The sequence below is a fragment of the Actinomadura kijaniata genome (genome assembly GCF_014138665.1).
GTDB lineage: Bacteria > Actinomycetota > Actinomycetes > Streptosporangiales > Streptosporangiaceae > Spirillospora > Spirillospora kijaniata.
In genome coordinates, this window is sequence record NZ_JACJIA010000001.1 from 1,312,307 (window position 1) to 1,331,610 (window position 19,304).

A 19,304-nucleotide genomic window follows, 5' to 3' on the forward strand; every position below is an offset into this window, starting at 1 on the left:
GGAGGTCTCAGACGGGCGTGACGACCCTCACTCTTGGTTCGTTCCCGCCTGTTCCGGTCGTGCCCGGCGACCGTCCCACCAGCAGCCGGACGATCTCCCGCACCGCCGCGCGGCCCGCCCGGTTGGCGCCGATCGTGCTCGCCGACGGCCCGTATCCCAGCAGATGGATCCGGGGATCGGCGGCGACGCGGGTGCCGTCCACGGCGATCCCGCCGCCGGGGCCGCGCAGCCGCAGCGGGGCCAGATGGTCCAGCGCCGCCCGGAATCCGGTCGCCCACAAAATCACGTCGGCCTCGATCGCGGTCCCGTCGGCCCAGACGACGCCGGCCGGGGTGATCCGCTCGAACATCGGCAGCCGGTCCAGCACCCCGCGCTCGCGCGCCGCCCGCATCTCGTCGGTGAGCAGCAGGCCGGTCGCGCCGACCACGCTGCCCGGCGGCAGGCCGCGCCGCACCCGCTCCTCGACCCGCGCGACGGCCGCACGGCCCCGTTGATCGTCGAACGGCCCCTCGCGCCATACCGGTGGCCGCCTGGTCACCCACGCGGTCCCAGCGGCCACCTCAGCGATCTCCACCAGCGCCTGGGTCGCCGAGGCGCCGCCGCCCACGACCACCACCCGCCGCCCGGCGAACTCGTGCGGCCCCCGGTAGTCGGCGGTGTGCAGCTGCCGTCCCCGGAACGTCTCCATCCCCGGGTAGTACGGCCAGAACGGCTTGTCCCACGTCCCCGTCGCGTTGACCAGCGCCCGCACCAGGTACGCGCCGTCGGAGGAGCGCACCAGCAGCCGCCCGTCGGGGGCGTCGGTCACCGAGGTCACGTCGGCGGGCCGGTGCACCGGCAGGTCGAACGCCGCCTCGTACCGCGCGAAGTACTCCGACACCACCCGCGCGGCGGGCCGCGCCGGGTCGTGCTCGCCCAGCGGCATCCCCGGAAGGTCGTGGATCCGGTGGGCCTTCCCCAGCGTCAGCGTCGGCCACCGGTGCTGCCACGCCCCGCCCGCGCGCGGCGCGTGGTCGAACATGACGAACCCGATCCCCGCGCGCCGCAGGTGGTACCCGGCCGACAGGCCCGCCTGCCCCGCCCCGATCACTGCGACGTCCACCTCGTGAGCCACGCCCGCGACAACCGAAAGGGGCCCCGCCGGATTCCCGGCGGGGCCCCAGGGGGCGAACGGGGGGTCAGCCGCCGGCGGTGCCGCCGTCACCGCCGGCGCCGACCGCACCACCGTCACCGGTGATCCGGCCGGTGGCGGTCATGCCGGCCGCGCTCGGCGTCCCGGCGGCGACCTTCGCGCTGCGGCGGGTGCGCGCCTCCAGCTTGGTGGCCAGGCCGCTCAGCACCATGTTGAGCCCGATGTAGATGATCGAGATCACGAACGCGGCGGGCAGCAGGTTGAAGTAGTTCGCCGGCAGGATCTTGAAGCCGTAGCTGGTCAGGTCCTCGAAGGCGATGATGAAGCCGAGGGCGGTGTCCTTGAGCAGCACCACCATCTGGCTGACGATGGCCGGCATCATCACGGTGATCGCCTGCGGCAGCAGGATCATCCGCATGACCTGGTTCTTGCGCATGCCGATCGAGTAGGCCGCCTCGGACTGGCCGCGCGGGATCGACTGCACGCCCGCCCGGATGACCTCGGCGAGCACCGACCCGTTGTACAGCACCAGGCCGAACACCAGCGCGGCGAACGCGGGCACGGTGACCACGCCGCGGCTGATCTCCACGCCGAACGGGGCGCCCAGGGTCTCCACCATGACCCGCTGGAAGTTGCCCAGCGGGCCGTCGGCGATGATCGGGCTGATCGACGGCGGCACGAAGAACGCCAGGAAGATCAGGATCAGCAGCGGCATCGCGCGGAAGAACTCGACCACCGCGCCGGCCGGCACGCGGAGCCAGGCGTGGTCCGACAGCCGGGCCAGGCCGAAGACCGCGCCGAACACCAGCGCCAGCACCGAGCCGACCAGGGCGGCCTTCAGCGTGTTGGCCAGACCCTTGAGGATGTAGCCGGTCCACACCTCGGGCTTGAGGAACGGCTCCCACAGGTTCGCCGCGAACTGCCCCTTGGACTTGAGCTGCCAGCCCATGACGGCGAGCACGGCGACCAGGACCGCCGCCGACACGACGGTGAGGATCAGGTTGCGCCGCTGGGCCCGGGGGCCGGGGGCGTCGAAGAGGACACTGGCCTCAGCACTCACCGCGCCACCGCCATTCGCTTGGCCAGCCAGCCGAAGAAGAAGCCCGCCGGCAGGGTCAGGATCAGGTAGCCGATCGCGAAGCCGATGAAGATCGGGAGCGAGGCGCCCAGATCGAAGAACATGATCTTCATTTCGGAGACGGCGTCCACACCGTAGGCGACGGCCGCGACGATCGTGGTGTTCTTGATCATCGCGATCAGCACGCTGCCCAGCGGTCCGACCACGGCGCGGAACGCCTGCGGCAGGATGATCATCCGGAGCGACTGGCCGAACGTCAGCCCGATGGACCGCGCCGCCTCGGCCTGCCCCAGCGGGACGGTGTTGACGCCCGAGCGCAGCGCCTCGCAGACGAACGCGCCGGTGTACACCGACAGCGCGGTGACCGCCCACCAGTAGCCGTTCACCGACGGCGTGTCGGAGAAGGTCACCTTGAGCACGTCACTGAGCCCGGACACGCACAGCAGCGCCACCAGCGTCAGCGGCGTGTTGCGCAGCACGTTCACGACGACCGTGCCGACACCGCGCAGCACCGGGGTGGGCGACACCCGGAACGACACCAGCACCGTACCGATGATCAATGCCAGGACCGCGGTGACCGAGGCCAGCCGGATCGTCGCCCAGAATCCCGACAGGATCTTGTCGAGGTTGTCGAAGACCTCGGTGAAGTTGAACAGTTCGTTCATCAGTTTTCACCCGTTCAGGGCCGCGCCGGTGCCCCGAGAAGCGGGGACACCGGCGCGGCGCGGTCCGTCAGAGCAGGTCAGGCGCAACCCTCGAAGGTCGGGGCCTTGTCGGTCTGCAGCTTCAGGCCCGCACCGGTGAAGTGCTTCTCCAGCAGCTTCTTGGCGGTGCCGTCGGTGTACATCTCGGTGATGGCCTTGTTGACGGCCTCACAGCCCGCGGTGTCGCCCTTGCGGATGCCGACGCCGTACTTCTCGTCGGTGAACGGGTCGTTGATGACCTTGAACTTGCCCTTCTGCTGGGCGGCGAAGCCGGCCAGGATCAGGTCGTCGGTGGAGACCGCGTCCACGGCGCCCGACGCCAGCTTGGCGGTGCAGTCGGCGTAACCGGTCGCGTCCACCAGCGTGGCGTCCAGGTCCAGCTTGCCGTCGGGGGCCGGGTCGGTCACGCGGCGCCAGGAGTTGGAGCCGGCCGCCTTGCAGATCTTCTTGCCCTTGAGGTCCTGGGCCGTCTTGATCGCGTTGTTGTCGGCCTTGACCATGGTGTCCTGGCGGGCCACGTAGTACGGGCCGCCGAAGGTCACCTTGGGCTTGCGGGAGTCGGTGATCGAGTAGGTGGCGATCACCAGGTCGACCTGGCCGGTCTGCAGGAAGGACTCGCGGTTCTCGGAGCGGGCCTCCTTGAACTCGATGCCGCTCTCGGGGACGCCGAGCTTGCCCGCGATGTACTTGGCGACGTCGACGTCGAAGCCCTCGAGGCTGCCGTCGGGCTTCTTCAGGCCCAGCGCCGGCTGCTCGTACTTCACGCCGACGATCAGCTTCTTGTCCGACTTGGCCTTGTCGACCAGGCCCTTGGACTCGGCGGCCTTCTTCTCGCTGTCGCTGCCACAGGCGGTGAGGCCCAGGGCCAGCGTGGCGGCGGCCGCGGCGGCCACGATCTGACGTACACGCATCTGTAGTACCTCTGCTTTCAATGCCGGAGCCGCGCGGCTCAGTGCGTGAGGATCTTGGAAAGGAAGTCCTGGGCGCGCTCGGTCTGCGGGTTCGTGAAGAACTCCTCGGGGGTGTTGGACTCGACGATCTGCCCGTCGGCCATGAACACCACCTTCTGCGCAGCCTTGCGGGCGAAGCCCATCTCGTGAGTGACCACGATCATCGTCATACCCTCCCGTGCCAGGGAGGTCATGACGTCGAGCACCTCGTTGATCATCTCAGGGTCGAGGGCCGAGGTCGGCTCGTCGAAGAGCATCACCTTCGGCTTCATCGCCAGCGATCGCGCGATGGCCACCCGCTGCTGCTGACCGCCCGACAGCTGGGCGGGGTACTTGTGCGCCTGGTTGGCGATCCCGACCCGCTCCAGCAGCTCCATGGCGTGCTTCTCGGAGGCCTGCTTGTCCTGCTTGCGAACCTTGACCGGCCCCAGCGTGACGTTCTCCAGGATCGTCTTGTGGGCGAACAGGTTGAAGGACTGGAACACCATGCCCACGTCGGAGCGGAGCCGGGCCAGTTCCTTGCCCTCCTTGGGCAGCTCCCTGCCGTCGATCAGGATCTTGCCGCTGTCGATCGGCTCCAGCCGGTTGATGGACCGGCACAGCGTGGACTTGCCGCTGCCCGAGGGTCCGATCACCACGACCACCTCACCGCGCTGCACGGTCAGGTTGATGTCCCGGAGAACGTGGAGGTCGCCGAAGTGCTTGTTGACGTTCTCGACCACGACGAGCGGCCCGCCACCGGGAGTGTCATCCTGGGGCCCGCCACCGCCCTTGGTGAGGTCGGGCCCGCCTGCGCTGTCCGTCATGGGCTCGGACTTTACGACATCCAGGATGCCGGAAAAGGCTCCCGACGGTTCCGATCCGATCACGAATACCCACGTCGGTGGCGTGCCCGGTAGTGCTCTGGCACTATCGGACCGCACCGGCGGCCCGGCGCGTCGCCGGGAAGTGACCGGACGGTGACCGGTTGGTGATCACCGCACGGGAGGTCGGCCGGTCCGCGTACCCTTGGTGACTGTCATGAGTGCGCCTACCGAGAGCCCCCGCACGTACGAGATCCGTACCTACGGGTGCCAGATGAACGTCCACGACTCCGAGCGCCTGTCGGGCCTGCTGGAGGACGCCGGGTACGTCCGCGCCGAGGGCGGGGAGCCCGACGTGGTGGTGTTCAACACCTGTGCCGTCCGGGAGAACGCCGACAACCGCCTCTACGGCAACCTCGGCCACCTGCGCCCGGTCAAGGACGGCCACCCCGGCATGCAGATCGCCGTGGGCGGCTGCCTGGCGCAGAAGGACCGCGACACCATCGTCAGGCGGGCCCCGTGGGTGGACGTGGTGTTCGGCACCCACAACATCGGGTCGCTCCCGGTGCTGCTGGAGCGGGCGCGCGTCCGGCAGGAGGCGCAGGTCGAGATCGAAGAGTCCCTGGTGACCTTCCCCTCGACGCTGCCGACCCGCCGCGAGTCGCCGTACGCGGCCTGGGTGTCGATCTCGGTGGGCTGCAACAACACCTGCACGTTCTGCATCGTGCCGTCGCTGCGCGGCAAGGAGAGGGACCGCCGTCCCGGCGAGATCCTGGCCGAGGTCGAGGCGCTGGTCGCCGACGGCGTCGTCGAGATCACCCTGCTGGGCCAGAACGTCAACGCCTACGGCAGCGGCTTCGGCTCCCTGGCGTCGGCGCCGGAGGAGGTCCGGGCGATGACGGAGGGCGGGCAGTCGGCGTTCGCCGGCCTGCTGCGCGCCTGCGGGAACGTCGCGGGCCTGGAGCGGGTCCGCTTCACCTCCCCGCACCCCAAGGACTTCACCGACGACGTGATCGCCGCGATGGCCGAGACGCCCAACGTCATGCCGTCGCTGCACATGCCGCTGCAGTCCGGCTCCGACCCGGTGCTGAAGGCGATGCGCCGCTCCTACCGGCAGGAGCGCTACCTGGGGATCATCGAGAAGGTGCGGGCGGCGATCCCGGACGCGGCGATCACCACCGACATCATCGTGGGCTTCCCCGGCGAGACCGACGAGGACTTCGAGCAGACCCTGCACGTGGTCCGCGAGGCGCGGTTCTCGTCGGCGTTCACCTTCCAGTACTCCAAGCGCCCCGGGACCCCGGCCGCGACCATGGACGGGCAGATCCCCAAGGAGGTCGTGCAGGAGCGCTACGAGCGGCTGATCGCCCTCCAGGAGGAGATCTCCTGGGCGGAGAACAAGAAGCAGCTCGGCCGCACCCTGGAGGTCCTGGTCGCCGAGGGCGAGGGACGCAAGGACGAGGCGACCCGCCGCCTGTCCGGCCGCGCCCCCGACAACCGCCTGGTCCACTTCGCGGTCCCGGGCGAGCCGGTCCGCCCCGGTGACATGGTCACCGTCGAGGTCACCTACGCGGCCCCGCACCACCTGGTCGCCGACCGGACGCACGGCGTGCGCCGGACCCGCGCCGGCGACGCCTGGGAGGCCCGCCAGGCCCAGCCCAAGGGCGTCTCCCTGGGGATGCCGTCCATCGGCCGCCCGGCCGCCCCGCCGGCCACGACGGGCTGCTCGGTCCCCTCCTGACGCCGCCACGACCGTCGCCCGCCGCCGCGCGGGCGCGGCCGGGCGGGCGACGCGGCGGGCCGGCCGGGAGCCGGTCGGCTACTGCGGCGGCTGGTTCGGGTCGGCGGGCCTGGCCTGGTCCCCGGGATGGGTGCCCTCGATGTAGTCCCGGGCCTTGTCCTGCCCCATGTCGACCTTGTCGGAGTACTTGCCGCCGGTCCTCTTGTCGATCATGTCGCCGGCCTTGTCCACGCCCTGTTGCGCCTTGTCGGGGTGCTGGCCGAGCATCCCCTTGACCTTGTCCACGAAGCTCATGTGGATCCCCCCGAATCCCCGTTGGTCGGCGCCCGCGTTCCGGCGGACGCCCCTCACGGTCTGATCCATACCCGTTCTGTTGCCAGAATTAAGCGTGTGACCTCTCCAGATGTGATCGCGGTCGTCGGCCCCACCGCCGCCGGGAAGTCCGACCTGGCGGTGGAACTGGCGCTGCGGGTGGGCGGCGAGGCGATCAACGCCGACTCGATGCAGTTCTACCGGGGCATGGACATCGGCACCGCCAAGCTCACCCCGGCGGAGACGCGCGGCGTCCCGCACCACCTGCTGGACATCTGGGACGTGACGGTGACCGCCAGCGTCGCGGAGTTCCAGCGGCTCGGCGCCGAGAAGATCGCCGAGATCCGGGGGCGGGGCCACGTCCCGATCCTGGTCGGCGGGTCCGGGCTGTACGTGCGGGCCGCCGTCGACCACATGGAGTTCCCCGGGACCGACCCGGCGGTGCGGGCGCGGCTGGAGGCCGAGCTCGCCGAGGCCGGCCCCGGCGCGCTCCACCGGCGGCTGCGGGAGAGGGACCCCGGGGCCGCCGAGGCGATCCTGCCGAGCAACGGGCGGCGGATCGTGCGGGCGCTGGAGGTCATCGAGATCACCGGGCGGCCGTTCACCGCGACGCTGCCCGAGCACCGCTACCGCTACGGCTCGGTCGTCCAGATCGGCCTGGAGATCCCGCGCGACGAGCTGGACGAACGGATCGCGCTGCGCGTCGCGCGGATGTGGGAGGCGGGCCTGGTCGACGAGGTCCGCGAGCTGGAGAAGCGGGGCCTGCGCGACGGGCTGACCGCCGGACGCGCCCTCGGGTACGCGCAGGTGCTGCGGTTCCTGGCGGGGGAGTGGACCGAGGAGCGGGCCAGGGAGGAGACGATCCGCCTGACGCGGCGGTTCGCCCGGCGGCAGGAGTCGTGGTTCCGGCGGGACCCGCGCGTGGTGTGGCTGCCGTACGACGCGCCCGACCTCGTGGAACGGGCGCTGGCCCTGCTGTAGCCCGCCACGCCCGTCACCCACCACGATCGGAGGCCCAATACGATCGGTGGCATGCGTTTTGTCAAGGGGCACGGGACCGAGAACGACTTCGTCATCCTGCCGGACCCGGACGGGAGCCTGGAGCTGACGCCGGAGATGGTGGCGCGGCTGTGCGACCGGCGCGCCGGGATCGGGGCCGACGGCGTTCTGCGGGTGGTGCGGGCCAAGGCCGCCGGTGTCCCGGGCGTCGCCGACACGGACGCCGAGTGGTTCATGGACTACCGCAACGCCGACGGCAGCGTCGCCGAGATGTGCGGCAACGGCGTCCGCGTCTTCGCCCGTTACCTGGTGGAGGCGGGCCTGGCCGCCCCCGGCGAGTGGGACCTGGCGACCCGCGCGGGGCTGCGCCGGGTCGTGCTGGGCGCGACCGGCGACGTGCGCGTGGACATGGGCGCGCCGCGGCACCTGGGGGCGGGCGAGGCGTCGGTCGGCGGGGAGACGTTCACCGGCGAGCGCGTGTCCATGGGCAACCCGCACCTGGCCTGCCGTGTCGACGCGCCCGTCGCCGCGCTGGACCTGACCCGCGCCCCCGACTTCGACCCTGCCGTGTTCCCCGAGGGCGTGAACGTGGAGTTCTTCCGCCAGGTCGGCGACCGCCACCTGGAGATGCGCGTCTACGAGCGCGGCTCGGGCGAGACCCGTTCCTGCGGCACCGGAACGGTCGCGGCGGCCGTGGCGGCGGCGGTCGGCGAGACGGGCGGGGCACCGTCGCGGGGCGAGTGGACCGTGGACGTCCCCGGCGGCCGCCTCACCGTGCTCCTGGACGGTGAGACCAGCCATCTGTGCGGTCCCGCCGTACTGGTCGCCGACGGCGAGCTGCGTCCGGAATGGCTGGTCAGCGCATCGGACGGGTGACCATGTCCAGATGTCCCGGATGAGTCGGGACATCTGTCCCTGATACCAGGGACCCGAGCGGGCATAGTTTCCTCGTGCACACCCTCTGGTGAATGGCCCGCACGAACCGGGATGGGAGCCCCGGTCCGCGCGGCGCCCGAGGGCCGGTGGCGACCTTCTTGGCGGGGGGCGGTCACTGGCCCTCCCAGAGGGGTGTGCCTTCTCGGCCGTCGTGCGTCGAGCTCAGCCGTCGTGCGTCGAGCCGTTCACCGGCAGGCGGGCGTGGACCACGGTGCCGCCGTCCGGGCCGGGCCCCACCGTGCAGGAGCCGCCCAGCTCGGCGGCGCGCTCGCGCATCGACGACATCCCGACACCCGAACGCGCGCTCGGCGGCATCCCCACGCCGTCGTCGCCGACCGTGACGTGCAGGTCGCCGTTGAGGTGCAGGCGGACCACCGCCGACCCGGCGCGGGCGTGCCGGTGGACGTTGGTCAGCGCCTCCTGGACGATCCGGTAGGCGGCGACCTCGGCCGCCGCCGGGAGCGCCTCCAGGTCGCCCTCCACCTCGACCTGGACGCTCGGGCCGTCGCCCGCCTCGACGACCCCGCCCAGCGCCTCGATCGCCCCGGCCAGGCCCAGGTCGTCCAGCGCGGGCGGGCGCAGCCCGTACACCAGCTCGCGGATGTCGCCGATGGTGCGCCCCATGGTGGCGCGCAGGTTCTCCAGCAGCGCGTCCACGGCCTCGGGGTCGCTCCTGAGCTTCAGCCGCGCGGTGTCCACCGCCATCGCCAGGCTGGCCAGGGTCGGGCCGAGGCCGTCGTGCAGGTCGCGGCGCAGCCGGCGGCGCTCCTCCTCGCGGGTGCGCAGGATGCGCTCGCGGGACCGCTGGACGTCGGCGGCCAGCCGGGTGGCGTTGGCGAGTTCGGCCAGGTTGCGCGCCATGATCCCGGCGAGCCGGGCGTCGGGGGAGCGGGGCACGGAGAACACCAGCCGCCCCACCGGGTCGCCGTGCCACACCAGGGGGACCAGCCGGGGCCGGTCGCCGAGGGCCCCCTCCTGCGCGACCGTCACCACCCGGCCCTCGCGGTCCAGGACCTCCACGACCACGCCGGTCGCGCGCAGCGCCTCGCCGACCAGGCCGATCGCCCCGGCCAGCGCCGCGCCCGGGTCCGAGGCGGTCTGCAGCCGCCGCTGGAGCCGGTCGGCCAGCCGGTAGGGGTCGCGTTCGCCGTGCATGACCCGGTCCACCGCGCGTTGCAGGGAGCGCCGCACCGGCGCGAACGCCGCGCCCGCCACGATCGCGCCGACCAGCCCGGCGGTGCGGCCCGACATCGACGCCACCGCCCCGGCGAGCGCGACCAGCGACAGGTACACCACCGAGATCACGGCGGCGACGCCCAGGTAGACCAGGGTCCGGTTGATGACGACGTCGATGTCGTAGAGCCGGTACCGGGTGATGGCGATCACGATGCAGACCGGGACGGCGGCGGTGACGACGTTGCGCAGCGCCCCGGGGACCGGGACGGCCTGGCCGATGACGTTGACCGCCATCGCCAGCACGCCCGCGTACATCACCCAGGCGATCTGCCGTCGCACGTCCGGCGTGGCCCGCCGGAACCGCGCCACCACCGATCCCAGGCACGCCGCCAGCGTCGCCAGGATCGTCGCGCTGATCGGCCAGGGGATCTCGCCCAGCGGGTAGATCGCCACACCGCCGTCGACCCGCCGGATGCCGGGGTCCACCGTCAGGTGCGCGCACACCACCAGCGGCACCGCGCACGCCGCCGCCAGCACCGGCCGGAACCAGCGCGACACCAGCCGCCCGTCGGGGAAGATCAGCGGCAGCACCAGGACCAGCAGGTAGAAGTCCACCGCCCACAGCCACAGGCCCAGCCACTCGAACGCCCCCGCGCCCGGCGCGTCGCGCAGCCGCAGCCAGGGGCCCAGGTGCAGGGCCAGCATGTACAGCGCGGCGGCCAGGCCCGAGACCATCACGACCCAGGCCACCCGCAGCCGCGGCAGGTGCCGCAGCAGCAGCGCCGCCGCCGGGGTGTAGGTCAGCGCGACCACGGCCTCGGGGTGCCACAGCGGCTGCCGGAGGCGTCCGGGCAGCCCGGAGCGCAGCGCCAGCGAGGCGGCGACCATCGCGACCGCCGCCAGCACCAGCAGTAAGGCCGTTCTCCCGGCCCCCCGCACGCGTTCCGGCACGCCCATCAGCACTCCCTGGCTCAAAAGTAATGGAATGCTAAAACGTCCTGCTCGCTGTCCTGTCCCAACGGGGCGTCCGCCTCAGGACAGCGGGGCGGGGACCCGCCCGCGACGGCCCGAACACGAGGACGTCGGACGGGGCTCGGGGGAGGCGGCGCGCACCGCGTGAAGCCCGACGAGAAGCAGATCGCCGCGACGTTCGCCAAGCGGGACGCCGGCAACGTCCGCCCGCGCCGCCCTGGTGACCTGAGAACGCGGCGGCCCCGCCCGGGAACGCTCCGGGCGGGGCCGCCGTACCGTCGGCGGGGTCCGGTCAGGAGGCGGAGGCCACGTCCGCGGGGGCGGTCAGGCTCTGCCGCATGAGGGTGCGCACGCCCAGCCGGAACTCCTCGGGGGTCACGTCCCCGAGGAACAGCCGCTGGATCAGGAAGCCGGGCATCATCGCGAAGATCACCTTGCTCGTGGCCACCGGGTCGGTGCCGGCGGGCAGCATCCCCGCCGTGACGAGCCGCTCCACGTACCCGATCCACGACTCGCGCAGCGTCGTCATGTTCTCCTTGATGTAGGAGCGCAGGGCCGGGTCGTGCATCGCCAGCGACCAGGCGTGCGGGGCCATGTGGACCGGGCCGTCCTCCCCGCTCAGCAGGACGACCATCCGCGTGATCCGCTCGATCACCTCGTCCAGCGGGAGCGGCGGGTCGGTCGAGGCCAGATCCGTGACGAACCCGCGCATGTCGGTGAGGACCATCGACATGATCGCCTCGATGATCTCGCTCTTGCTCTTGAAGTAGCGGTAGACGGCACCGGCCGACAGCCCGGACTCGGCGAAGATGTCCTGCATCGAGGTGTCGTGCACCCCCTTGCGGACGAAGCAGGCCCGGGCGGCGTCGAGGATCTGCTGGCGGCGGCGTTCCAGGTGCTCCGCGGAGACTCGTGGCATGTCCCCAAAGTAAAACGAACATTCGTTCTTGACAAGGCGGCCGGGCGGGAGGACGCTGGGGACATCAAAGAGAACGAACATCCGATTTTATTTGGAGGCCGTCGTGCACTCCGCGTCCCCACAGTCCGGCCCGTCACGGTCCATGCCCGCCCAGCGCGCGCTCGGCGTGGCCGTGGCCGCCGCGCTGCTGCAACTGCTGATGATCCTCGCGTTCGCCTGGCCCGCCGCCCGGACGGCCCCGCGTGACGTGCCGGTCGTGGTCGCCGGACCGCAGGCCGCCGCCGTCGCGCAACGCCTCGACCAGCAGCGCCCCGGCGCGTTCGCGATCGCCACGCGGCCCGACGAGGCCGCCGTCCGCCGCGCCCTCGCCGACCGCGAGGCCTACGGCGCGATCGTCACCACCCCCGCCGGGCCGCGCGTGCTGGTCGCCTCGGCGGCCTCGCCCGCCGTCGCCCAGCAGCTCACGGCGCTGGCCCAGCAGATGGCGGGGCAGACCGCCGCGCCCGTCCAGGACGTGGTCGCCGCCGACCCCGACGACCCGCGCGGCGCGGCGTTCGGCGCGCTGGTGCTACCGCTGATCATGTCGGGGCTGGCCGCCGCGGCCCTGCTGACGTTCGCCGTCGGACCGCTGGCCTGGCGGGCCGCCGGGGTGGCCGTGTTCGCCGTGCTGGGCGGCCTCGGCTCCACCGCGCTCGCGCAGGGCTGGCTGTCGCTGCTGCCCGGCTCGTTCCTCGCCGTCGCCGGGGTCGTCACGCTGGCGCTGCTGGCGGTCAGCGGGGCCGTCATCGGTCTGGCCGCCGCGCTGGGCCGCGCCGGGATCGGCCTCGGCGGGCTGGTCCTGCTGCTGCTCGGCAACCCGCTGTCGGCCGCCGGCTCCGCGCCCGAGCTGCTGCCCGAGCCGTGGGGCGCGCTGGGGCAGGCGCTGCCGCCGGGCGCGGCCGTCACCCTGCTGCGGTCGGTGGCGTTCTTCGACGGGGCGGGCGCCGCCGCCCCGCTGACCGTGCTGGCCGTCTGGGCCGTCGCCGGGTTCGCGCTGCTGGGCGTCGGACGGCTGCGCGCCGGCCGCGCCGCCCCCGCCGAACGCGAGCCGGCCCTCGCGTCCTCCTGACCCGCCTCGCCCACGGTGACCTGCGCGCCCGCCCGCGCAGGTCACCGTTCGGTCACTTTTGGTGAGCGCGTTCCCGCGTTTCCCCTGCGCCGACGGTCACCGGCAAGTAGCATTCCGTGACTGTCCTGCGCGCGGGGGAGGGGGAGAATGGCGGGTTTCCTGCTGCGCCGGCTGGTCAACTACGCGGTGCTGGTGGTGCTGGCCGCCAGCCTCTCCTACCTGCTGGCCGCCAGCGCCCTCAAGCCCCGGGCCAACCTCGAGGACCGCAATCCCCGTCCTCCGGCCGCGGTCGTCGACGCCGAGCTGGACCGGCTCAACCTCAACGACCGCACGCCCCTCGCCGAGCGCTACCGCGTCTGGGCCGCCGGCGTCCTGCGCGGCGACTTCGGCCGCACCCTCCAGGGCGAGCCGGTCAACGACGAGCTGTGGCGGCGGCTGTGGGTCAGCGTCCGGCTGCTGACCGTCGGGACCGTCCTGGGCTGCGTGCTCGGGGTGCTGCTCGGCGCCTACGCCGCCGTCCGCCGCGACCGCCCCTCCGACCGGATCATCACCGCCGGGTCCTACCTGCTGCTGTCCACCCCGATCTTCGTGCTGGCGGTGCTGCTGCAGATCGGCGCGCAGAAGGTCAACGACACCACCGGCCTGCAGGTCTTCGAATGGGTCGGCGAGACCGCCCCCGGCTCGTCGGAGGGCACGTTCGGCCCGCTCGGCGGCCTCAGCGACCGGCTGCGGCACCTGCTGCTGCCGACGGCCGCCGTCGCCCTGGCGCAACTGGCGCTCTACTGCCGCTACCAGCGCGGCATGATGCTCGACGTCCTGAACGCCGACTTCGTCCGCACCGCCCGCGCCAAGGGCCTGCGCCACCGCGACGCGCTGCTGCGGCACGGCCTGCGCACCGCCCTGATCCCGATGACCACCTACTTCGCCTACACCTTCGGGCTGCTGCTGCTCGGCGGCATGTTCCTGGAGGAGATCTTCGGCTGGCACGGGATGGGCGAGTGGCTGGTCGAGTCCATCATCCGCGGCGACGTCAACGCGGTCGCCGCCGTCAACTGCTGCGCCGCCGCCGCGGTGCTGCTGGCCGGGCTGGTGTCGGACGTGCTGTACGGGGTGCTCGACCCGCGCGTGCGGACGAGCGGCACCACCTGGACGGCCCGGAGGGGGCGCTCGTGAGCCGGCCGGGCGGGACCCTGCGCGGCCTGGCGGCCAGCCGCCGCGTCGTCATCGGGGCGTCGCTGCTGGTGATGCTGTTCCTGCTGGCGTTCGCCGGACCGTACCTCGCGCCGTGGGGCTGGGAGGACACCGACTTCACCGCGTTCCGGGAGCCGCCCTCGGCGCGGCACTGGTTCGGCACCACCCAGAGCGGCCGCGACGTGTTCGCGCTCACCCTGCGCGGCATGCAGAAGTCCCTGGTCATCGGGTTGCTGGTGGCGGTGCTGTCGACCGCGCTGGCGGCGCTGGTCGGCATGGTCGCCGGATACCTCGGCGGCTGGCCGGACCGGCTGCTGATGTGGGGCGTGGACCTGCTGCTGGTGCTGCCGGCGTTCCTGGTGGTGGCGGTGCTGGCGCCGTCGCTGGGGGGCGGCTGGCCGCTGCTGGTGCTGCTGCTGGCGACGTTCCTGTGGATGGTCACCGCGCGGGTCGTGCGCGCCATGACGATCTCGCTGCGGGAACGCGAGTACGTCCTGGCCGCCCGGTTCGGCGGCGCCTCCACGCCCTGGATCATCCGGCGGCACATCCTGCCGCACCTGGCGTCGCTGCTGATCGTGGACGCCGGGCTGAACGTCAGCGTCGCGATCATGGCCGAGAGCGGGCTGTCCTACTTCGGGTTCGGGGTGCAGCCGCCCGACATCTCGCTGGGCACCCTGATCGCCGACGGGCACGGCACCGCCACCGCCTACCCGTGGCTGTCGGGGTTCGCCGCGGGGCTGCTGGTGCTGACCGTGCTGGCGGTCAACCTGCTCGGCGACGGCCTGCGCGACCTGCTCGACCCGACCCTGGAGAAGGGAACGCCGTGACCGTGCTGGAGGTCCGGGACCTGCGGGTGACCTATCCACGGGGGGTGCGGGCCGTGCGCGGCGTGGACCTGTCGGTCGGCCGGGGCGAGGTCCTCGGCATCGTCGGCGAGTCCGGGTCGGGCAAGAGCGCCCTGGCGCTGGCGACGCTCGGCCTGCTGCCGCCCGGCACCCGCGTCGAGGGGTCGGTGCGGCTGCGCGGGCGGGAGCTGCTGGGCCGCTCCGACGCCGAGCTGTCGCGGGTGCGCGGCAAGGACCTGGCGATGGTGTTCCAGGACCCGCTGTCGGCGCTGACCCCCGTCCACCCCGTCGGCGACCAGATCGCCGAGACGATCCGGGTGCACGCGGGCGCGACCCGGCCGGCCGCCCGCGCCCGCGCCGTCGAGCTCCTCGAACTGGTCGGCATCCCCGACGCCGCCCGCCGCGCGCGGGCCTACCCGCACGAGTTCTCCGGCGGCATGCGGCAGCGCGTGATGATCGCGATGGCGATCGCCAACGACCCGGTCGCCATCGTCTGCGACGAGCCCACCACCGCGCTCGACGTCACCATCCAGGCGCAGGTGCTGGAGGTGCTGCGGACCGCCAAGGAGGCCACCGGCGCGGCCATCGTCCTGATCACCCACGATCTGGGGGTGGTCGCCGGGTTCGCCGACCGGGTCATGGTCATGTACGCCGGCCGCGCCGTGGAGACCGGCCCCGTCGCCGAGGTCTACGCCCGGCCCCGCATGCCCTACACGATCGGGCTGCTCCAGTCGCTGCCGCGCATCGAGGCCGACGCGCCCCGGCCGGTGCCGATCGACGGCGCGGGCGGGATCTCCGCGGGCGGGCTCCCGGCGGCCGGATGCCCGTTCGCGCCGCGCTGCCCCGTCGCCGTGCCCCGCTGCGCCGACGCCGAGCCCCGCCCGGTGCCGGTCGGGACGCCCGCCCACACCGCCGCCTGCGTCCACCTCGACGCCACCGGCGACCCCGCGCGGGTGTTCCCGGTGCCCGCGCCCCCGCCCGCCCCGCCCGTGGTGCCGCGCCACGAACGCCCCGCCGTGCTGGAGGTCGAGGGCCTGGTCCGCCACCATCCCCTGTACCGGGGCACGGTCCTGCGCCGCCGCAACGGCACGGTGCGCGCGGTGGACGGCGTCTCGTTCGACGTGCGCGCGGGCGAGACGCTGGGCCTGGTCGGGGAGTCGGGCTGCGGCAAGACCACCGCGCTGATGGAGGTCCTGCGGCTGACCCGGCCGCAGCGCGGGGCCGTCCGGCTGTTCGGCCGCGACACCGCCGCGCTCACGGCCGCCGAACGCAAGGCGCTGCGCCGCGACGTGCAGGTGGTGTTCCAGGACCCGTTCGCCTCGCTGGACCCGCGCATGCGCGTCGCCGAGATCCTGGCCGAACCGCTGCTCGTGCACGGCGTTCCCCGGGCCCGGATCGACGCGCGCGTCCGGGAGCTGCTGGCGCTCGTCGGCCTGGACCCCGCGCACGCGGCCCGCCACCCGCACGGGCTGTCGGGCGGCCAGCGGCAGCGCGTGGGGATCGCCCGCGCCCTGGCGCTGGAGCCGCGCCTGCTGCTGCTGGACGAGCCGGTCGCCTCCCTCGACGTGTCCGTGCAGGCCGGGATCATGGCCCTGCTGGAGGAACTGCGGGCCCGGCTGGGGCTGGCGTACCTGTTCGTCGCGCACGACCTGGCGGTGGTGCGGCTGCTGGCCGACCGGGTCGCGGTGATGTACCGGGGGCGGATCGTCGAGATCGGTCCGGTGGCCGACGTCTACGGCGCGCCCGTCCACCCCTACACGCGGGCGCTGCTGGACGCCGTCCCCCGGCCCGACCCGCACCGGGAACGGCGGCGGCGGCCCGCGCCGCTGCCCGGCGACCCGCCCGACCCGTCCGAGCAGCCGCGCGGATGCCGGTTCCGGGCCCGGTGCCCGAGCTACGCGGCGTCCGCCGACGCCGCGTGGCGGACGCTGTGCGAGACCGACGAGCCGCGGCCGCGCCCCGTCCCGGACGGGTCCGGACGCCTGGTCGCCTGCCACCATCTGGAGGGGGGACGCCCGTGAGGGCGCGCCGTGTTCTTTCCCTGCTGCTGGCGGGCGCGGTGCTCGCCGGTGCGGGATGCAGCGACGCGGGGACCGAGCCGCCCCCGACGGGGACGCTGCCGGTCTCCGACGTCAACCCCACGTCCCGCGACCGGATCCGCACCGGCGGCACGCTGCGCTGGCCGCTGCCGGAGTTCCCCGTGCAGTGGAACTTCCACCACATCAACGGCAGCCGGGGCGTCGTCGAGCAGGTCGTCCAGGGCGTGCTGCCCTCGCTGATGCGGTCGGACGCCAAGGGCGTGCCGCACCCGGTCCCCGCCTTCCTGGAGTCGGCCGAGGTCACCCGCACCAGGCCCCGGCAGGTCGTCACCTACCGGCTCAACCCGCGCGCCCGCTGGTCGGACGGCCGCCCGATCGGGCTGCGCGACTTCGCCTCCCAGGCGCGGGCGCTGTCGGGACGCGACCGGCGCTTCCAGGTCTCCACCGTCACCGGCTACGGGCAGATCGCGCGGGTGGAGAGGGGCGACCGCGCGCACGAGGTCCGGGTGGTGTTCCGGCGGCCCTACGCCGACTGGCGCAGCCTGTTCAGCCCGCTGTACCCGGCCGGGACCTGCGACGATCCCGAGACGTTCAACAACGGGTGGCTGGGGCGGGTGCCGGTGTCGGCCGGGCCGTTCCGCGTCGCCGCCGTCGACCGGACCGCCGAGACCGTCACGCTGGAGCGCGACCCGGGCTGGTGGGGACGGCCCGCCAAGCTGGACCGGATCGTGTTCCGGGCGATGGACACGAGCGCGATGCCCGGCGCGTTCGCCAACGACGAGATCGACCTGATGGACATCGGCGTGGACGCGGCGGCGCTGCGCCGGGTGGAGAACGTGCGCGGCGCGGCGGTGCGGCGGGCGGGCGGCCCGGACTGGCGGCACTTCACCCTCAACGCCGCCGGGCCGGTCCTGTCGGACGCGCGGGTGCGGCGCGCGGTGATGATGGGCATCGACCGGCGTGCCATCGCCCGCAGCGACCTGGCCGACCTCGGCTGGCCGGTGCAGACCCTCGGCAACCACTTCTTCGTCAACACCCAGGAGGGGTACCGCGACAACTCCGGCGAGCTGGGCCGCTACGCCCCCGAACGCGCGGCGCGGCTGCTGGACGAGGCGGGCTGGCGGCTCGCCGGCGACCACCGCGTCAAGGACGGCCGCACGCTGGCGCTGCGGTTCGTGGTGCCGTCCGGGGTGCCCGGCAGCAAGCAGGAGGGCGAGCTGGCGCGGGCGCTGCTGGCGCGCATCGGCGTCCGCGTCGACATCGAGACGGTCCCGACCGACGACCTGTTCGACCGGTACGTCACGCCCGGCGACTTCGACATCGTGCCGTTCTCGTGGCTGGGCACCGCGTTCCCGCTGTCGCCGCTGCGGTCGGTGTTCGCCCGCCCGCGCGGCGAGGACATCCAGCAGAACTACTCGCGGCTCGGCACCCCCGAGATCGACGCGGCGATGGACCGCGCCATCACCGAGCTGGACCCGGCCCGGGCGCGGCGCCTGGTCAACGAGGCCGACCGGCTGATCTGGCGGCTGGCGACGGTGCTGCCGCTCTACCAGCGCCCGCAGATCGTCGCGACCCGGGGCGGGCTGGCCAACCTGGGCGCGGGCGGCTTCCAGGAGATCGCCTACGAGGACATCGGCTTCACCGGGCCGAGCGCCCAGGGCCGCGGCCCCGCGCGGGCGCCCGGCGGCTTCTAGGGGAAGGCGACCTCGATGCCCTTGCGTTCGGGGGTGTAGCGGGCGTCCCACACGTACAGCCGGATGTCGCCGGCCTCCAGGCCGTCCTTGACCGGCAGGTCGGTGGCGACCCGCACCAGGTAGGAGGCCCCGCCCGGGATCATGGTGTCGGCGCCGTCGCGGAACGGCGGCCTGCTGCCGTCCAGCCGCGCGAGAACCTTGCTGTGGTTGGGCAGCGTGCACATGTGGGAGGGGACGCCCGCCTGGGGCATGCAGCGCTCCTTCGCCCCGTCGGGCACCTGCGAGGCGGGGACGAACAGGTCGGCGGCCGAGACGTTGGGCAGCAGCGCCGGGCGGCGCCCGGTGTTGGTGAGCACGTAGTCGGCGTAGGCGAACGTCCTTCCGTCCGCGGTGGCCTCGCTGGTGGCCAGCGGCTTCTCGTCGGTCCCGGCCTTGACGGCGGCCAGCCCGTACCCGTAGCCCTCGGGGGTGGTGAGGCTCAGCACCGGGCCGGTCGGCGGCGCGGCGGTCGCGCTGGGGGCCGCGGCCTCGCCGCCGCCGACCTGGCCGATCGCGGTGCCGGTCCGCCGGTCGTCGGGGCGCATGAGCACGATGCCCGCCGCCACCGCGGCGATGCCGACGGCCCCGGTGAGGGCGCCGGCGAGACCGAGCCGTCCGGCGTTGCTCTTCTTGCGGCGGCGGTGTGAACGGTAGCTGCTGGACATG

17 protein-coding genes are annotated in these 19,304 nt (G+C 73.4%); 8 read left to right on the forward strand and 9 right to left on the reverse strand.

Annotated features, from left to right (window positions below; all coding sequences use genetic code 11):
* Positions 1–7: 7 nt before the first annotated feature.
* From HNR61_RS06260 to HNR61_RS06280, 5 genes are all read right to left on the reverse strand, one after another.
* Positions 8–1,102 (reverse strand): NAD(P)-binding domain-containing protein, encoded by a 1,095-nt coding sequence (locus tag HNR61_RS06260; protein WP_312897784.1) that lies wholly within the window; start codon positions 1,100–1,102, stop codon positions 8–10.
* Between the two features lie 76 nt (positions 1,103–1,178).
* The gene (locus HNR61_RS06265; protein WP_182842054.1) at positions 1,179–2,192 is read right to left on the reverse strand and encodes an amino acid ABC transporter permease; all 1,014 of its coding nucleotides are present in this window, start codon (positions 2,190–2,192) and stop codon (positions 1,179–1,181) included.
* Positions 2,189–2,875, reverse strand: a complete 687-nt coding sequence (locus HNR61_RS06270) for an amino acid ABC transporter permease (protein WP_182842055.1) — start codon at positions 2,873–2,875, stop codon at positions 2,189–2,191. The genes HNR61_RS06265 and HNR61_RS06270 overlap by 4 nt, the downstream gene beginning before the upstream one ends.
* Before the next feature lie 77 nt (positions 2,876–2,952).
* Positions 2,953–3,825: a glutamate ABC transporter substrate-binding protein gene (locus HNR61_RS06275; protein WP_182842056.1), complete on the reverse strand. Its 873-nt coding sequence runs from the start codon at positions 3,823–3,825 to the stop codon at positions 2,953–2,955.
* A gap of 38 nt (positions 3,826–3,863) precedes the next feature.
* Positions 3,864–4,586 (reverse strand): amino acid ABC transporter ATP-binding protein, encoded by a 723-nt coding sequence (locus HNR61_RS06280; protein WP_067824428.1) that lies wholly within the window; start codon positions 4,584–4,586, stop codon positions 3,864–3,866.
* Between the two features lie 298 nt (positions 4,587–4,884).
* Between HNR61_RS06280 and miaB the strand changes: the two genes are divergently transcribed.
* Complete coding sequence (miaB, locus tag HNR61_RS06285) at positions 4,885–6,408, forward strand: tRNA (N6-isopentenyl adenosine(37)-C2)-methylthiotransferase MiaB (protein ID WP_182842057.1); 1,524 nt, start codon at positions 4,885–4,887, stop codon at positions 6,406–6,408.
* Positions 6,409–6,486: 78 nt separating this feature from the next.
* On the opposite strand, the gene HNR61_RS06290 is transcribed toward miaB, so the two are convergent.
* Positions 6,487–6,702: an antitoxin gene (locus HNR61_RS06290; RefSeq protein ID WP_182842058.1), complete on the reverse strand. Its 216-nt coding sequence runs from the start codon at positions 6,700–6,702 to the stop codon at positions 6,487–6,489.
* Between the two features lie 111 nt (positions 6,703–6,813).
* Here HNR61_RS06290 and miaA point away from each other — a divergent pair, with 111 nt between their 5' ends.
* Positions 6,814–7,701 (forward strand): tRNA (adenosine(37)-N6)-dimethylallyltransferase MiaA, encoded by an 888-nt coding sequence (gene miaA / locus HNR61_RS06295; RefSeq protein WP_182842324.1) that lies wholly within the window; start codon positions 6,814–6,816, stop codon positions 7,699–7,701.
* A gap of 51 nt (positions 7,702–7,752) precedes the next feature.
* The gene (gene dapF / locus HNR61_RS06300; RefSeq protein WP_182842059.1) at positions 7,753–8,595 is read left to right on the forward strand and encodes a diaminopimelate epimerase; all 843 of its coding nucleotides are present in this window, start codon (positions 7,753–7,755) and stop codon (positions 8,593–8,595) included.
* Between the two features lie 222 nt (positions 8,596–8,817).
* Here the strand turns inward: dapF and HNR61_RS06305 are convergent, their stop codons facing one another.
* Both HNR61_RS06305 and HNR61_RS06310 read right to left on the reverse strand, forming a co-directional pair.
* Positions 8,818–10,788 (reverse strand): sensor histidine kinase, encoded by a 1,971-nt coding sequence (locus HNR61_RS06305; RefSeq protein ID WP_182842060.1) that lies wholly within the window; start codon positions 10,786–10,788, stop codon positions 8,818–8,820.
* Between the two features lie 307 nt (positions 10,789–11,095).
* Positions 11,096–11,722, reverse strand: coding sequence for a TetR/AcrR family transcriptional regulator (locus tag HNR61_RS06310; RefSeq protein WP_182842061.1), 627 nt, complete (start codon positions 11,720–11,722; stop codon positions 11,096–11,098).
* A 142-nt stretch (positions 11,723–11,864) separates the two neighbouring features.
* Between HNR61_RS06310 and HNR61_RS06315 the strand changes: the two genes are divergently transcribed.
* From HNR61_RS06315 to HNR61_RS06335, 5 genes are all read left to right on the forward strand, one after another.
* Complete coding sequence (locus HNR61_RS06315; protein WP_182842062.1) at positions 11,865–12,830, forward strand: hypothetical protein; 966 nt, start codon at positions 11,865–11,867, stop codon at positions 12,828–12,830.
* A 147-nt stretch (positions 12,831–12,977) separates the two neighbouring features.
* Positions 12,978–14,003, forward strand: coding sequence for an ABC transporter permease (locus HNR61_RS06320; RefSeq protein ID WP_182842063.1), 1,026 nt, complete (start codon positions 12,978–12,980; stop codon positions 14,001–14,003).
* On the forward strand, positions 14,000–14,848 hold the full coding sequence (locus tag HNR61_RS06325) for an ABC transporter permease (RefSeq protein WP_344452576.1): 849 nt from the start codon (positions 14,000–14,002) through the stop codon (positions 14,846–14,848). The genes HNR61_RS06320 and HNR61_RS06325 overlap by 4 nt, the downstream gene beginning before the upstream one ends.
* A complete protein-coding gene (locus HNR61_RS06330) occupies positions 14,845–16,887 on the forward strand; it encodes a dipeptide ABC transporter ATP-binding protein (RefSeq protein WP_182842064.1) in 2,043 nt (680 codons plus the stop codon). The genes HNR61_RS06325 and HNR61_RS06330 overlap by 4 nt, the downstream gene beginning before the upstream one ends.
* Positions 16,884–18,599, forward strand: a complete 1,716-nt coding sequence (locus tag HNR61_RS06335; RefSeq protein ID WP_182842065.1) for an ABC transporter family substrate-binding protein — start codon at positions 16,884–16,886, stop codon at positions 18,597–18,599. The genes HNR61_RS06330 and HNR61_RS06335 overlap by 4 nt, the downstream gene beginning before the upstream one ends.
* Here the strand turns inward: HNR61_RS06335 and HNR61_RS06340 are convergent.
* Positions 18,596–19,303 carry a hypothetical protein gene (locus HNR61_RS06340; protein ID WP_182842066.1) on the reverse strand — a complete coding sequence of 236 codons (708 nt, stop codon included), beginning with the start codon at positions 19,301–19,303 and terminating at the stop codon, positions 18,596–18,598. The two genes, HNR61_RS06335 and HNR61_RS06340, sit on opposite strands and share 4 nt — an antisense overlap.
* Between the last annotated feature and the right edge of the window lies 1 nt (position 19,304).